General features: G+C 42.0%; 13 protein-coding genes. 6 read left to right on the top strand and 7 right to left on the bottom strand.

Features of this window, described 5'->3' with window-relative positions:
- Positions 1–449: 449 nt before the first annotated feature.
- Positions 450–2,594 (top strand): S9 family peptidase, encoded by a 2,145-nt coding sequence (locus AC1XUD_RS05735; protein WP_483360008.1) that lies wholly within the window; start codon positions 450–452, stop codon positions 2,592–2,594.
- Positions 2,595–2,836: 242 nt separating this feature from the next.
- On the opposite strand, the gene AC1XUD_RS05730 is transcribed toward AC1XUD_RS05735, so the two are convergent.
- The 3 genes from AC1XUD_RS05730 to AC1XUD_RS05720 form a co-directional block, all read right to left on the bottom strand.
- Positions 2,837–4,123, bottom strand: a complete 1,287-nt coding sequence (locus AC1XUD_RS05730; RefSeq protein WP_483360007.1) for an O-acetylhomoserine aminocarboxypropyltransferase/cysteine synthase family protein — start codon at positions 4,121–4,123, stop codon at positions 2,837–2,839.
- A 103-nt stretch (positions 4,124–4,226) separates the two neighbouring features.
- Entirely contained in the window at positions 4,227–4,769 is a 543-nt protein-coding gene (locus AC1XUD_RS05725; protein ID WP_483360006.1) for an NADPH-dependent FMN reductase, read from the bottom strand.
- A 187-nt stretch (positions 4,770–4,956) separates the two neighbouring features.
- Complete coding sequence (locus AC1XUD_RS05720) at positions 4,957–5,484, bottom strand: DinB family protein (RefSeq protein ID WP_483360005.1); 528 nt, start codon at positions 5,482–5,484, stop codon at positions 4,957–4,959.
- Positions 5,485–5,492: 8 nt separating this feature from the next.
- Between AC1XUD_RS05720 and AC1XUD_RS05715 the strand changes: the two genes are divergently transcribed.
- Positions 5,493–5,657 (top strand): hypothetical protein, encoded by a 165-nt coding sequence (locus AC1XUD_RS05715; RefSeq protein ID WP_483360004.1) that lies wholly within the window; start codon positions 5,493–5,495, stop codon positions 5,655–5,657.
- A gap of 32 nt (positions 5,658–5,689) precedes the next feature.
- Here AC1XUD_RS05715 and AC1XUD_RS05710 read toward each other — a convergent pair whose 3' ends face one another.
- The 4 genes from AC1XUD_RS05710 to AC1XUD_RS05695 form a co-directional block, all read right to left on the bottom strand.
- Positions 5,690–6,634, bottom strand: coding sequence for a helix-turn-helix transcriptional regulator (locus AC1XUD_RS05710; RefSeq protein WP_483360003.1), 945 nt, complete (start codon positions 6,632–6,634; stop codon positions 5,690–5,692).
- Between the two features lie 154 nt (positions 6,635–6,788).
- On the bottom strand, positions 6,789–7,115 hold the full coding sequence (locus AC1XUD_RS05705) for a DMT family transporter (protein WP_483360002.1): 327 nt from the start codon (positions 7,113–7,115) through the stop codon (positions 6,789–6,791).
- A 67-nt stretch (positions 7,116–7,182) separates the two neighbouring features.
- Positions 7,183–8,178, bottom strand: coding sequence for an LLM class flavin-dependent oxidoreductase (locus tag AC1XUD_RS05700; RefSeq protein ID WP_483360001.1), 996 nt, complete (start codon positions 8,176–8,178; stop codon positions 7,183–7,185).
- Between the two features lie 258 nt (positions 8,179–8,436).
- Positions 8,437–8,877 (bottom strand): DUF2147 domain-containing protein, encoded by a 441-nt coding sequence (locus tag AC1XUD_RS05695; RefSeq protein ID WP_483360000.1) that lies wholly within the window; start codon positions 8,875–8,877, stop codon positions 8,437–8,439.
- 473 nt (positions 8,878–9,350) lie between these two features.
- Here AC1XUD_RS05695 and AC1XUD_RS05690 point away from each other — a divergent pair, with 473 nt between their 5' ends.
- The 4 genes from AC1XUD_RS05690 to AC1XUD_RS05675 all read left to right on the top strand — a co-directional run bounded on the left by AC1XUD_RS05690 (position 9,351) and on the right by AC1XUD_RS05675 (position 15,032).
- On the top strand, positions 9,351–10,397 hold the full coding sequence (locus AC1XUD_RS05690; protein ID WP_483359999.1) for a T9SS type A sorting domain-containing protein: 1,047 nt from the start codon (positions 9,351–9,353) through the stop codon (positions 10,395–10,397).
- 45 nt (positions 10,398–10,442) lie between these two features.
- Positions 10,443–12,071, top strand: coding sequence for a DUF1800 domain-containing protein (locus AC1XUD_RS05685; RefSeq protein ID WP_483359998.1), 1,629 nt, complete (start codon positions 10,443–10,445; stop codon positions 12,069–12,071).
- A gap of 10 nt (positions 12,072–12,081) precedes the next feature.
- On the top strand, positions 12,082–13,599 hold the full coding sequence (locus AC1XUD_RS05680) for a DUF1501 domain-containing protein (RefSeq protein ID WP_483359997.1): 1,518 nt from the start codon (positions 12,082–12,084) through the stop codon (positions 13,597–13,599).
- A 206-nt stretch (positions 13,600–13,805) separates the two neighbouring features.
- Entirely contained in the window at positions 13,806–15,032 is a 1,227-nt protein-coding gene (locus AC1XUD_RS05675; RefSeq protein ID WP_483359996.1) for an RsmB/NOP family class I SAM-dependent RNA methyltransferase, read from the top strand.
- The last annotated feature ends 11 nt before the right edge of the window (positions 15,033–15,043 follow it).

Below are 15,043 nucleotides of genomic sequence, written 5' to 3'. Positions count from 1 at the left end.
CGTGCGAACCAGCCCGTATAACCTAAGGAAATTGTTACAGTTGCTTTTATACTTATTGGACTTTTAATGCTTTAAAAAAGTATGGTATGTACTATTTGATATAGATGCATGAATACATATCATATATTAATTTAGATAAGAAAGTAAATAAAATTTCAAAAATATTTCACTTTAAATTAGATATAGTACTATTAAAAGGAATCATACATTTAAATAGTATATAATGTATAGTACATAATATAAGTATAATAAAGTGCGATATTTTTCAAAATTGTAATGCATTGATATCGTGTGTTTTAAGGAAAAGATGTGAATACTTTAAGTAAGGGGATTAAGTATCAAATGTATATTATGTATATTGCTTTATATTGAAATCGGCTAGCAAATAGGGGAGGCATATTGCTATTTTATTTTTAGACTTTACACCACAATCCAAACAAATAAGAAATATGAGAATCATTTTGATACTTTTGGTTGTTGTTATTTTTTCCTGTAAGCAAAATAAAGACGTGAACGAACCATACAAATGGCCGGATGTGAAACCGCCGGTGGCTGAAAAAAAAGATCATGAAACCGGGATGCACGGTGATAAACGAAATGATGAATATTACTGGATGGCCGACTTTTTCTCAAAAGGACCGGACAGTACAAAAGTTGTAAAATACCTGGAAGAAGAAAATGCGTACACTGCTAAGATGCTGGCTGGCACTGACGATTTCCAGAAGTCTTTGTTCAACGAAATGAAAGGCCGTATTAAGGAGAAAGACGAATCCGTTCCGGTTTTTCATGGTGGCTACTACTATTATACCAGAAGTGAGGAGGGGAAAGAATACTACAAATATTGCCGGAAGAAAGGAACCCTCGATGCTCCGGAAGAGATATTGCTTGATGTGGATGAAATGGCGAAAGGCCACCCATATTATTCAGTAAATGGTTTCAATATAAGTCCTGACAACAATTTGCTTGCATTCGGGCTGGACACGGTATCCCGAAGACAATATACGATCCATATAAAAAACCTCACTACGGGCGAGATATATCAGGATGCGATATTTCCAACCAGCGGCGATTCTGAGTGGGGCAATGATAACAAAACCCTATTTTATACTGCAACGAATAAAAAAACGCTTCTGAGCGAGAAGATCAAGCGGCATGCGCTTGGTTCGGACCCGAAAAGTGATGTGGTAGTATATCATGAAAAGGATCAAAGCAATTATATCGGGGTAGGAAAGACAAAGTCGGAGAAGTACATTGTGATCGCTTCATCCGCTACAATGTCTTCTGAATATCGGATTTTGGATGCCGATCAGCCGGAAGGCAAGTTTGAAGTCTTTCAGCCTCGTATGAAAGATGTGTTGTACGAGGTTGATCATCAAGGAGATAGATTTTTGATTGTAACGAATAAAGACGCACTGAATTTTCGGTTAATGGAGACACCGTTAGGAAAAACCGGCGTTGAGAACTGGAAAGAAGTGATTTCACACCGAAACGATGTACTGTTGGAGGGAATTGACGTTTTTAAGGACTTTCTGGTCGTCACTGAACGAAAGAATGGCTTGATTAACCTCCGGGTCAAACATTTGAGTGATAACTCCGAGCACTATGTTGATTTTGGCGAAGCGGCTTATTCCGCGCATTCTGGCTCAAATCCAGAATATGATACCAAAAATCTTCGCTATATCTATACCTCGCTTACTACGCCGTCATCCGTCTTCGATTATGATATGGTGATGCAGAAAAAGGAGCTAAAAAAGCAGCAAGAGGTTGTGGGAGGATATAATAAAGAGGAATATGTAACAGAGCGCTTATATGCCACAGCAGCAGATGGCGTGAAGGTGCCGATTTCGGTCGTATATAAGAAGGGAACGAAAAAGGATGGGACTGCTCCTCTGTTATTATATGCTTATGGATCATATGGTTACAGCATGGATGCGTCGTTTAGCTCTGGCCGTCTGAGTTTGCTGGACAGAGGTTTTATATATGCGATCGCCCATATACGCGGGGGCCAGGAAATGGGTCGTCAGTGGTATGAGGATGGGAAATTGTTTAAAAAGAAGAACACTTTTACCGATTTTATATCCTGTGCAGAATATCTGATTAGTGAGAAGTTCACGAGCCCCGCCCATTTATATGCAGAAGGTGGCAGCGCGGGTGGACTTTTAATGGGGGCCATATCCAACCTGCGTCCTGATTTATGGAATGGTGTGCTCGCTCACGTTCCGTTTGTTGACGTCGTAACAACTATGCTTGACGAGAGTATCCCCTTGACAACCAATGAGTTTGATGAATGGGGAAATCCCAAAAACAAGGACTCGTATTTTTATATGAAATCTTATTCTCCATATGACAACGTGGAGGCTAAAGCATATCCTAACATGCTTGTAACCACTGGCTTGCATGATAGCCAGGTGCAATATTTTGAACCAGCGAAATGGGTGGCGAGGTTGAGGGATCTGAAAACAGACAACCACGTTCTGCTTCTGAAAACAAATATGGAAACAGGCCACGGCGGCGCATCGGGAAGGTTTGATTATCTGAAAGAAGTTGCCCTCAACTATGCCTTTATGTTTGCGTTGGAAGGTGTAGACAAATAACAAACTTAATGCGAAGGGCTATTAACCGCAATAGAAACAAGTAGGGTTTGCCAGAGTCACTAAGAGTTACTTTTCGGTACTCAAGTCGCGATAAAACATAAAGGACTTCCTGATCACTGGGAAGTCCTTTATGTTTGAATCGAAATATATTTACTAAAGTGTCTTGGCAAACAAAAATATGTCGGTAATAGCTGCAATGGATTTGAGGTACTTTTTGTCCTTGCGTCCTTTGCGGTTAATCCTTATATTTTAGAAAATGCACCTTCCAAATCGGCAATGATATCATCTATATGCTCCAAACCAGCAGAAATACGCAATCCGGTTGGTTGAACCCCAGCTGTAACCTGCTCTTGCTCTGATAGTTGTGAGTGGGTCGTCGAAGCCGGATGGATGATGAGTGTTTTTGCATCCCCAACATTTGCAAGATTACTGATCAGTTCCAGTCCGTTTACAAATTCTTCCGCACGTTTTTTGTCTCCTTTCAAAACGAACGATAGAACGCCTCCAAAACCTCTGGTCAAATATTTTTTACCAAGCTCATGGTATTGATTACCTGGTAACCCTGGATAGTTTACCGACTCAACCTCAGGATGCGCTTGCAACCATTCCGCCAGTTTTTGCGCGTTTTCACAGGTTCTTTCGATTCTTAAAGAAAGTGTTTCAAGTCCTTGAATGAATAAAAAGGAATTAAATGGTGAAAGGGAAGGACCCCAATCGCGCAGACCTTCGACACGGGCGCGGATGATAAACTGGATATTTCCGAACGGTCCGCCGATTCCGAATACATCATTGAAAACGAGCCCGTGGTACGAAGGAGAAGGGGATGTAAACTGTGGATATTTGCCATTTCCCCAGTTGAAAGTACCTGCGTCGACGATAACACCACCGATAGAAGTTCCATGACCTCCGATCCATTTTGTAGCCGATTCAACCACCACATGTGCTCCGTGTTTGATCGGCTGGCAGAGGGCGCCACCAGCACCGAATGTATTGTCAACGATTAACGGCAGGTCGTATTTTTTAGCCAAAGCTGCAAATGCTTCAAAATCAGGAACATTGAAGCCAGGATTGCCTATGGTCTCAAGATATAGTGCTTTTGTTTTGTCGTCAATCAGCTTTTCAAAACTTTCGACTTTATCGCCATCTGCAAATCTGGCTTCCACGCCGATATTCTTGAATGAGTTTTTGAACTGGTTGAACGATCCACCGTATAGGAATGAAGTGGTCACAAAATTGTCGCCAACCGTCGTAATATTGTTGATCGCCAAAAACTGGGCGGAATGGCCAGATGCGGTGGCCAAAGCAGCAACTCCGCCTTCTAAAGCGGCAACTCTTTTTTCAAAAACATCCGTTGTCGGGTTCATGATCCGCGTGTAGATGTTTCCAAATTCTTTTAATGCGAACAAATTTGCGGCATGCTCTGCATTGTTGAATACATAGGAAGTTGTTTGGTAAAGAGGAACGGCCCTTGAATTAGTGGTTGGGTCAGGTTGCTGTCCGGCGTGCAGCTGCAAGGTTTCGAATTTCATTTTTGCTTGAATTAAGGATAAACAATCAATAAAGTATATCGGAAATATAGGCTTTTTAAATTGATACATTAGCCAATTATAGTTACAAATATGGTGAATATTTCTACTTCGTCAGGATGCTAGCGTCCAGATTTTTTAAAAGATCAGAAAGACTTGATAATGTTTCCGGGTCTGTGAGCACCCCATTTGAAATCTTGGTTTTGATGAGAGGAATTGAAAGATGCACTGCTGCCGGGCTGACAGTTCCGAGCGCTTGGAGAGTCAGCAGGAGGGAAGTCAGTGCCTTTTCTCCACCTGACCAGAGCGGAGAGGCACTGATTGCGGCAACCGGCTTTTCATTGAATTCTCCGGAAGAAACCATCCAATCCAGCGCATTTTTCAACGTGCCCGGAACGCCGAATGCGTACTCAGGCGTGCTGATAATAACGGCAGCACTTGCACCGACATCTTTTCTAAATGAGGCTACCACCTCGTTTGGCTCACCGCCTGGATTGAAATGCGGAAAGCAATCAAGGCCTTCGAAAATCGTGATTGTTATGTCGGGCGGCGCAAGTTGCTGAAGTGTTTGAAGTATGAGGTGGTTTGTTGAGTCAGTTCTTAGGCTCCCTGATATAGCCAGTATCTGAATGGTTTTGTTTGTCGACATTTTTGTTAATCTCTGATTTGAAAATTTAACAGGTTAGTGGTGCGTTAAGTTTCTAATGCATTTTATCCGCCTGACATTTCTTCATTTAACACAGATATTCGTCGACAACCGAATATTCAAATCTCAGGGCGATTGTTTTTCGTAGTTATATGGTAAGTATCTGTAATAAAGGCAGTTAAATTGACTGTTAAATTTTACCGCGCACATTGTAAAAATTGTAATCTGTCATGGGAGCATCCGTAAAACCCAGCTGACGACCGATTGTAACGATCTGTCCGCGGTGATAAGTGGTGTGGTTGACTATATGCATGATATATTCGAAATTAGGGAAATTACATTCGAACCATGGGTCTACTACCTGAGTTTCGGACTGTATCTTGTCCACGGACATCATTTCAATCATTTCGGCGACCTCCGCTGACTGATCGATTAAGATCATAAATACGTCATCAATCGTTTTATTTGCCCAATCGATCATCTCGGGCTCGCTGTTGGTGATCACCGCAAACCAATATAACTGGGTATCCAGAATATGTTGCAACGTGAGACGGATGCTCGAAAAACTGGAGGGTTGATTAGCTTCCAGCAATTCCACCGGTTTTGATTTTAGCCAGTGGACAATCGTTGCGTTTGCCCAAAGGTTATATTGAGCGTAATTATTAATCAGATAGTGCAGACTGGACGTCTTGCGTGAAGCAACTGGTTCGTAAATCATCGCGTCAGGTGTTTAAGTTCTTTACAAAAGAAAGTGACGACGATGACAACAGTTTGTCAGTAGTCAATAAAAAATATTGGCTTGAAAGAAACCAGTTTGTGAAGCGCCGGGCCACAATTGACGACCATCTCCTGAAAAGAACTGACCATTCAATGAAAATCGATGTCGGATAGGAATTACAGTTGAATTATCGCCCAACCCGCTCCTATATTTTTTTTGAAATTTGTTCAATGATTGTCCTTACCTCTGATCTCAATTCCGGCGGAGAAACTATTTCGGCATTTGGAGCGAGCATCAGGTACCAGCGGGCAAAAATACCTAGCGACTCCATAAGAAACGTCATTTCTATTTCATCGCCGTCCGTTATCTCAGAGACAAAACCATAATAGTATTTCTGATTCTGGATATAGCTCGCCATCCGTTTTTGCACCTTAATTACAATAAGCTGCATATTATGGGCCTCTTCCACCTTTTGGTTTAGAAAGTCTTTTAATGGAGCATGCTGGAGGTTAAACGAGGTTTCTGTGAGTTCGATTTGGTTGATACGATCGAGCCGAAAATTGCGGTATCCGTTTCTAAGGTGACAATATGCGACGGTATACCAGTAATTATTCTCATGAAAGACACCTACCGGTTCGACAGTTCTGTGCGTCGGTCCATTGGAGTTAATCGCTGTATACTGAATTGAAACAGCCTTTTTTTCGGATATACTTTTCAAAAGAACATCCAAAGAGTTCCCGGAGGTATCGGAGAAAACCGGAAAGCTCTGACGAACTTCGATATGGTTTTCAAGGTTTTCAACCATCGATTTTTCCGTCGTTTTAAGAACAGATTTGATTTTGAACATCGCTGATTGGTAGTGAGAGCGAACCGACTGGTCGGTAAACTTTTCCATCAGCTTTTCTGCGGTCATAAATGTGCGGGCTTCCTCACGTGTAAACATTACCGGTGGCAAACGGTACCCGTCCATAATCGAGTAACCTACGCCCGCCTCGCCGATAATGGGCACTCCGGCCTCAGCCAGAGAATTGATGTCCCTATAGATTGTCCGGAGACTTACCTCAAAACGATCGGACAAGTCCTGAGCCTTGACAATTTTCCGTGACTGTAATTGAATAAGTATAGCTGTTATTCGATCGAAACGATTCATCAATTAGCGTTGATATGCTCTTATAAAAGTTAATAATTGTGTGGACAGAAGCGTCGCAACATTCTATGTTTTCATTAGGAGGACAAAACTTGTTTGTCAAATTCGAGTGTATCCTATCTGTGGCAATTCTGCTACAGGCTAACAAATAAAGGTGTTAATGAGAGACCAATTTTAATCCAATGATCGAGACTATTAATGTTGTAATGAAAAATAACCTCCAGAAGTCAGCAGGTTCTTTAAATATGAAGATGCCAACCAAGACTGTCCCTACAGCTCCGATGCCTGTCCAAACTGCATATGCGGTGCCAATTGGTAGCTCTCGTGTAGCACGAATGAGCAAAACCATGCTAACCGTTAGACAAATTAAAAATCCAAAATACCAATAAGTTGCGGTTGATCCCGTCGATTCCTTAGCTTTTGCGAGGCAAGATGCGAAAGCGACCTCGAATAGACCAGCAATGGCCAATATGATCCAATTCATGTTAAATAAAAATGATTTGCTTCCAAAGTTAATAACCTTGGAAGCAAATCAAATCTCTCGCTCAATCTTAAATAAATGCTTCTGCAACAAGTTCAAATGACCGTTTGCGGATTTCCGGAGATTCCCCCATGGTAGACACCATGATTTCGTCAGCCCCAAACTCGTTTGCTATGTCCGTAAGTTGCTCTTTCACACTCTCTTTTGTTCCTGAAACAATGCGGCCGCTGTTATATTGAAGTCGTTCCATCTCACCCGGCGAAAAGTTGTACTTCTTGATATCGGCATATGGCGGGAACGGTCCAAAATTCCCTCTTTCGAATTGTAGAAGGATAAAATCCTGGATTTTCCGCATCGTGGCTGCTTCTTCTTCGGTGTCGGCACAGAGTACAAAAGCAGCGACAAGTACCTTTGGCTCAAGTAAATAGGGCGAAGGCTTAAAATTACGTCGGTATAGATCGGTTATTCCAGAGTTCGCAAATCCATTGATAAATTTCGCGACCGCCAGGCCCATTCCGAACTGTGCTGCAATTCCGGCGCTGCCACCGCTGGAGCTTAAAATCCATTGCTCAGGTACTGTTACGCTCTGGGGAACTGCGTATATGAATCCCCGATCGGTACCCGCAGTATCCTCGAAAAAGTGTTGAAGATGGTCTAGCTGGCGTAAATAACTCTTTTCAGAGAAGTCATTCGAAGGATTAAGAAGTGAGGAAGTGAGTCGGTCTGTCCCAGGAGCCCGTCCCATTCCCAGATCGATACGATTCGGGAATAGTGTCTCAAGCATCCTGAAATTTTCTGCCACTTTTAAGGCGCTGTGGTTGGGGAGCATAATTCCTCCGGATCCAATACGTATCGACTCCGTCACTCCAGCGAGCTTAACCATCAGTATTTCGGGAGCTGAACCTGCTATAAAGGTAGAATTATGGTGCTCCGATACCCAGAAACGATTATATCCAAGTTTTTCGGCTAATTGGACCGTTGCAATTGTCTCTTCAATCGCCAGAGCTGCTGTGGAATTTGTTCTTACTACAGACTGGTCAAGTATTCCTATTTTAATCTTTGTCATAAATTGCTGATTTACTAAAGGAACAGCAGATCAAAGGTTTCAATTCTTTTTGCACAAAGATAGATACTTACCGTCGGGATAGTGGCTAGTCGTAAAGGGTCAGATTCGTGTCTTTGGGAGACGTTTTATGAATGAAGGGAGGCGTGTTTCTCTGGATTTGCCAGGCGATTGCAGAGTTGCTAACGATCTAATAACGTGCAAATAACTGCCGATTATTCAATAGGTTGCGTGGTAATGCCTGTAGGTTTGGCAGTATATTTAGTTCGATTTTTTCCAATAGGTGCTTCTGCCGAGCAGTGGGATGCCCACAAAACTTCTTATTTCGAGCATTTCTTCTTTCATTCTGAGCAAGCAACTGTAGTATTTGCCACTTTGTGGGTCGTACATTTTGCCATTTTCCCAAATTTCATTGGTAAAAACAAAGTCACTAAGGATGATCATATCGTAAATGGTTTGGCTTCGCAAGGCAGAATTTGGATTTCTTGAGTCCGTCTTTAGCGCTTTTCCATCCTTTTCAACCACGTCATTTGACCAGATTATTTTGCCGAAGTACTTTTCCTCTTGCTTGTAGATTTCAATTTTTTGGGTCTGATTTTCGTTTTCCCACTTCCCAATCACCGAATCGGGAAAATTTTTTTGAAAAAATTCTGGTCCTGAAAAAGCCCACCAAAAAAATAAAATAAAAATTTTCTTCGTCATTTTACTGAATTTGAAATGTAGAGCACTTCAATTGGGGGATAACGGCCTGGTTCTGTTTGTAGCAATTTTCAAAAATAGTATTAAAAAATATGACAATCTAGAAAAACTTTAAATATAGGCTATTTCATACGTTATATTACATCGGTAAATATTCTATCATTGATAGAATATGATTATTCTTAGATTTTACACGCTGATTGGGTACGCATAAATCTGACCAAAAATCAAGAATGTTGGATGAAAAGATAAAATTAGTTTGTAGAATGGCTAAATAAAAGTTTATAAAATATACTATTACTAGTTGGAAAATTATCCAAAAGTGCTTATGTGGATTTTTGTCATAAATTATTGTACTACGTATAGAATCTAAAATTGCCTAATATATTAGATTGCATGCTAAATGTTTTTTATATTACTTTGTAGCAGAAGTTCTAACTAAACTTATATTATTGTAAAAGTTACATTGGGAGAATATGCTACGAAAAGAGTGTGGAAAGAGTTTTATAGTGAAGGTATTAGGGATGTCTTCACTAGGCACATTGTCGGTATCACTGATTTCTCCGATAATGTGTAGCGCACAGGTGAGCGCGTTAATAACTACGGAAAGGCCTTTTCCATATGGCGTGGTAAGTTTGACAGAAGCATCTGGATTTACAGGTGGTAAGTATGTCGACGGATACGTTAGTATGAAAGGTGCTGGGATGATGCTTTACCCGGTCGGGCACAAAGGGGTATACCATCCTTTTGCAGCCAACGCGGATGGTTCAGTTGTAGGTACTTATTTTAGGGAGAGTCCGGAGGCTCCCTCTCAATTCAGTATGTCGTTCAAATTTTCGTCGAAAGCCGCTGACGTAGGAACTGTAAGTTCTTACGAATTTTGGAATATTGACGGAAAGAATGCGACGAAAATATCTCTGATTTGGGATAAGGAGAGCCGCGTTGATGCGCTAACATCAGGCGACCTGTCAAATCTCAGGATTATGGGCTGGAATGACAGCACAGGAGAATGGAATATAGTGCCGGCTACGGTTGATGTTACAACCATCACGGACGTGACGTCATCGTTGGCAGCAGGTTCTATCACTACAAATTCGGAGATCATCCCGGATTCTTACAAAATTTACACATTGGGATCCGTCGGTGCTGGTGCTGCAACACCTCAGACTGCAGTGTCAGATTCGGTTTTAACCGTTGCTGAAGTGGTAGCTCAGAATGAGGTAGACGGATTGGAAGTCAACAAAAAGATTATTATCAATGGCGAGAAATTTGATGGGCCGGAACTGATTCTTTACCCAAATCCGGTGGTTTCAAGTCTCTACTGGAAAATTCCGGTAAGTCAGAAAATGAGTAAGCTAGAGATTATTGATTTGGCTGGCAGGGCAGTTATTTCAGAATCTTCGGAAGTAGACCCAGAAAAAGGATTGAATTTGAAGCACTTGCAGGGAGGAATATACATTGTGAAGATAGTGCTGGAAAGTGGAATTGAGTTCAATCGTAAGATTATTGTAAAAGGGTACTAAGAATCTGAAGTTTACCTATTTTTTCAGGCACGCAAAAAAAACGAAATGGCATATCTTTCAACTTATACGAAGCCGCTAACGGCTAAAACGGCTGCGCACTTACTAAGGCGCGCAACGTTTGGACCCACTAATAAGGAAATAGCCGACTTTACAGGAATGACCGCTTGGTCGGCAATTGTAAAACTCATTGACAACGCTGCTCTTAGGAAATCGCCACCACCACCAGTGGAAATGGATGGCAGAAGATCAGACGTAGGCCAGGAATTTCTTAACAAACCCTGGAGTGTTACCAGAAAAGACCAGTATTTTGAATTCATCCGGTATTGGTGGATGGGTTTGATGACCGAGCAGACGGGAAATCCTTCCATTTTAGAGAAAATGGCTGCTTTTTGGCAAAATCACTTTGTGACAGCACACAACATGGTGGGAGATTACCGTCAGACGTATAATTATCTGACGCTGATACGGTCGAACGCATTGGGAAATTTTAAAAATTTTGCGATTGCAATTACCAAAGATCCAAATATGCTGATGTATCTGGATGGTAACACAAATACGAAAAAACAACCTAACGAGAACTATGGCCGAGAAATGCAGGAATTGTTTACTGTTGGTCAGAAAAATTTCAAAGGTGTTGACAATTATGTAGAATCTGACGTAAAGACTGCTGCACGCGTATTGACCGGATGGACGGTTCCCAACTATTATAAAGTCGGAGAGCCAAAAGCGGTTTTTAATATAGCTAATCACGACACCACCGACAAGGTTTTCTCAAGTGCTTACAATAACAAAATTATCAAAGGACGAACTGGAGATACGGCCGGTGATGAGGAGATCAAAGAGCTTTTTGACATGTTATTGGCGCATCCAGAGTGTCCCAAATTTATAGTTCGTAAGATCTATCGGTGGTTTGTCAATCCTAATGTCACCGACGAAATAGAGACCAACGTTATTATTCCTTTGGCAGATCGATTTGCCAAGCAGGAGAACTTCAATATCATGCCTATCATCAGATCACTTTTGTCAAGTGATATATTCTACGATGAAAGTAATATCGGAGCCATCATTAAGGGGCCTGCAGAATTTGTTATTGGAACCATGCGTCATTTCGATCAAAAAGTTCCTGATATGAAAACAGATTCCAATGCCTTTATGCGCATGATGTTGTTTCAATATCAATTTATGGAGAGGATGCAATTAAATCTTCTTGACCAGCCTTCGGTTTTTGGGTCTGTGCCTTATTATCAGACTGGCTTTTCTACCAACTGGATCAACGGCTCTACTCTTGGTGTAAGGGGGGCATGTACGGATGCGTTCGCCGTTCCTTATTGGCCCATCAAGGACACCACGAAGATTGGTGTGGACTGGATTGCGTGGCTGAAAGTCCTTCAGCCTAACTTTTATAGCCCCACAACTACTCCCACGATAACCGCTGAGACGGCGTTTAACGCGATGGTCAAAGGACTGTTTGCGTTTGAACTTGACGATACCAAGAAGAACTTCCTTATCGATACGATCATGATGAGGGGCACTCCCCGGAAGACATGGGAGTTCGAATTGACGGGCTTGCGCTCAAGTACTACCAACATTGGGGTGTATAGAGACGGTCTTACCGCAAGGTGCCAGACAGTAATGAAGTATATGTTGAGAATGGCTGAATATCAGGTTTTTTAAAGGTGACATTATGAAAAGGAGAGATTTTTTTACAGCAGCATCTTCCATGATGTTACCGGTAATGGTAGATGGATTCGGTGTGAAGTCGATGGCCAAAAATTCGGCCCTTGTCCAGTCGTTAATGAACTCAACCGCCTTAAATGATGACCGCGTGATGGTAATCATTTATCTGGGCGGTGGTAATGACGGGTTGAACACCGTGATCCCGATCGAATTTTATTCTGAATATTATAACCTACGATCCAACATTGCGATACCAGAAGCTAAGGTATTGAAATTGAGCGGGAACAGTAAGACAGGTTTACATCCTTCGATGACCGGCTTACAGAAAATGTATAATGACGGAAACTTGTCCATTATTCACTCTGTCTCATATCCGAATCCAAGTCAGTCGCACGTAAGGTCAACTGATATTTTAATGACTGCGGTGGATTATGACAAGACATCTTCATCCGGTTGGGCAGGAAGATTTTTGGCAAATACCTATCCCGGATATCCTACCAATTATCCAAACACAACAATGGAAGATCCGTTGGCTGTACAAATCGGATATATTGGAGCCACGACATTACTTGGGCCACAGCCGATGGGTATCACATTAAAAGATCCGTCTACGTTTTACCAACTGATAGGTGATCAAACGTCAAACTGGACAGATTTGCCTGCCGGCGACGCTGGTGCTATGATCAGCTATGTTAGGAAACAGCAGACAATCGCTGTTGGTTATGCCTCAGAAATCAAAGCTGCCGCAGATAAAGGTAGAAATTTGGCAACATATCCAGCGAGCACTAACGATCTTTCTGAAAGCCTTAAAATTGTAGCCAGAATGATCCACGGTGGGCTTAAATCAAAGGTATATTATGTGGAGATGCCCGGTTTTGATACTCATGCAGGTCAGGTGGAAGGGACTACAACAGAAGGGGTTCACGCGAACTTATTGAAAAAGCTTTCGGACGCGATCTCTGCATTCCATGCTGACTTAGTGTTGCAGGGTACTGCAAATAGAGTAGTTGGAATGACATTCTCTGATTTTGGACGAAGAGCTACATCAAACGCCTCCAAAGGAACTGACCACGGAGTTGCTTCACCAATGTTTGTGTTTGGCTCAGGGGTAAAAAGGTCAGAGATTGGAACGAATCCTGATTTGGTGGCAGATCTTCTTCCGGTTAACCCTAGTTCTTCTGTTACGACCAGAGATATTAAGATGCAAATCGATTTCAGGAGGGTATATAATGATATTCTGAACGGCTGGTTTGGTGTTTCGCAGACAACGACTAACTCGATCATGCTCAAAGGTTTCAGTACAGTATCGTTGTTTTCGGATACTGTGATTTCTTTGGGAAGTGGAGCCTGGATTGATCGTGATACCTGGTCGAATGGCCGGGTGCCTTCGACAGTAGAAACTATTGTTATTAAGGCTGGTCACGTGGTAACCGTGGGGCAAAATATTACGGTTAAAAAGATCACGGTTGAGGCCGGCGGGGAGCTTAAATTTTTAGGTAACTATAAGCTCACCGTAACTGGCTAATTCGTTAGATATGAGCTAAAAGATACTAGCTTATTCATTATGATCCGGTTGGAAAAAAAGGTTTAACGCCGTTTTTCCAACCGGATCTCTTTTTTTGCGCCATATGCAATGCGACTGAAATGTGCGTGAAATTTATTCGCGTAAGTTTCGGATTGTGTCAATTTTGAGTGAAATTTGATGAGAAATTTTACTTTAAATTTGAAATATTGAAACTTCATAAGGTACTTGTAGAGGCTGTTGTAGATGGTATTAAAGACATCTTTATCTCCAATCAGCAGGCAGACAAGGTTGTAGAGCAGCTTTTGAAATCCAACAAAAAATGGGGAAAGCGGGACAGAGCCTTCATTGCTGAAAATATTTACGAAATATGCCGGTGGTGGGAGCTAGTTAAATACTCATATGGTCTGCAAGACACGGCAACCAAAAAAGATCTTTGGCATCTGTTCGGAACCTGGTGGATCATTAAACCTACCCATTTGAATCTGGAAGAGTCAGAGCTCCCTGATTGGGCTGAATTCGAAGAACTGGTCGTAGCTGATATACTTGCCCGGTACCAGGAAGGTTTGACCAAAAGACATATCGCACAATCTGTTCCAGCCTGGTTAGATAAAATCGGTGAAGGCGAATTGAAAGACAATTGGAATAACGAGCTTTATGCACTCAATAAGCAGGCTCCATTTGTTTTGCGGGTCAATTCTTTGAAAACGACAAAAGAAAAGGTAGTTGAGGTTTTTGGAAGCGATGACTGCTCTTTCGTGGACTCAGCACCGGATGCGATTATCTTAAAAAAGAGGCAAAACGTTTTCGCCCGCGACAGCTTTAAAATGGGGTATTTCGAAGTGCAGGATGCAGGTTCTCAGCTTATTGCGCCTTTTTTGGATATTCAACCAGGCCAAACTGTTATTGATGCCTGCGCGGGAGCTGGTGGTAAAACCCTGCATATCGCCGCTCTGCTTGGAAATAAAGGCAAGGTGGTCGCTATGGATATTGAGCATGTCAAGCTCATTGAGCTCCAAAGGAGAGCAAAACGAAATGGTGCTGCTTGCGTTGAAACCCAGATTATTCATAGCGACGAAGATATTATTCCGTTTGTTGGCACAGCTGACAGGCTCCTTTTAGACGTTCCATGTTCAGGATTGGGAGTTTTACGCAGGCATCCGGATAGTAAATGGAAATTGAAACCGGCCTTTTTGAACTCGATCAAAGAGGTCCAACGGCACATCCTAAACACGTATTCGCTGATGGTGAAGCCTGGAGGAAAAATGGTATATGCTACCTGCAGTATATTACCATCCGAGTCCGAGAAACAAGTAGAGAGATTTGTGGCCGAAAATGGCAAAGCATGGAAGCTGGTAAAAGAACACAGAACTTCCCCGGCAACAGATGATTTCGACGGATTTTATATGGCACTCCTAGAAAAACTTCCGGAATAAACGGGCAGATA

This window comes from Dyadobacter sp. HNCC25DJ184 (genome assembly GCF_056895215.1).
The sequence above is the reverse complement of the archived record's forward strand: the minus strand, read 5'-3'. Positions and strand labels throughout refer to the sequence as shown.

Excerpts from the sequence above, each read along its gene's own strand:
- AC1XUD_RS05680 (WP_483359997.1), top strand. The coding sequence starts at position 12,082 with ATGAAAAGGAGAGATTTTTTTACAGCAGCATCTTCCATGATGTTACCG.
- AC1XUD_RS05735 (WP_483360008.1), top strand. The coding sequence starts at position 450 with ATGAGAATCATTTTGATACTTTTGGTTGTTGTTATTTTTTCCTGTAAG.
- AC1XUD_RS05695 (WP_483360000.1), bottom strand. The coding sequence starts at position 8,877 with ATGACGAAGAAAATTTTTATTTTATTTTTTTGGTGGGCTTTTTCAGGA.
- AC1XUD_RS05700 (WP_483360001.1), bottom strand. The coding sequence starts at position 8,178 with ATGACAAAGATTAAAATAGGAATACTTGACCAGTCTGTAGTAAGAACA.
- AC1XUD_RS05725 (WP_483360006.1), bottom strand. The coding sequence starts at position 4,769 with ATGTCGACAAACAAAACCATTCAGATACTGGCTATATCAGGGAGCCTA.
- AC1XUD_RS05705 (WP_483360002.1), bottom strand. The coding sequence starts at position 7,115 with ATGAATTGGATCATATTGGCCATTGCTGGTCTATTCGAGGTCGCTTTC.
- AC1XUD_RS05720 (WP_483360005.1), bottom strand. The coding sequence starts at position 5,484 with ATGATTTACGAACCAGTTGCTTCACGCAAGACGTCCAGTCTGCACTAT.
- AC1XUD_RS05685 (WP_483359998.1), top strand. The coding sequence starts at position 10,443 with ATGGCATATCTTTCAACTTATACGAAGCCGCTAACGGCTAAAACGGCT.
- AC1XUD_RS05710 (WP_483360003.1), bottom strand. The coding sequence starts at position 6,634 with ATGAATCGTTTCGATCGAATAACAGCTATACTTATTCAATTACAGTCA.
- AC1XUD_RS05730 (WP_483360007.1), bottom strand. The coding sequence starts at position 4,123 with ATGAAATTCGAAACCTTGCAGCTGCACGCCGGACAGCAACCTGACCCA.
- AC1XUD_RS05690 (WP_483359999.1), top strand. The coding sequence starts at position 9,351 with ATGCTACGAAAAGAGTGTGGAAAGAGTTTTATAGTGAAGGTATTAGGG.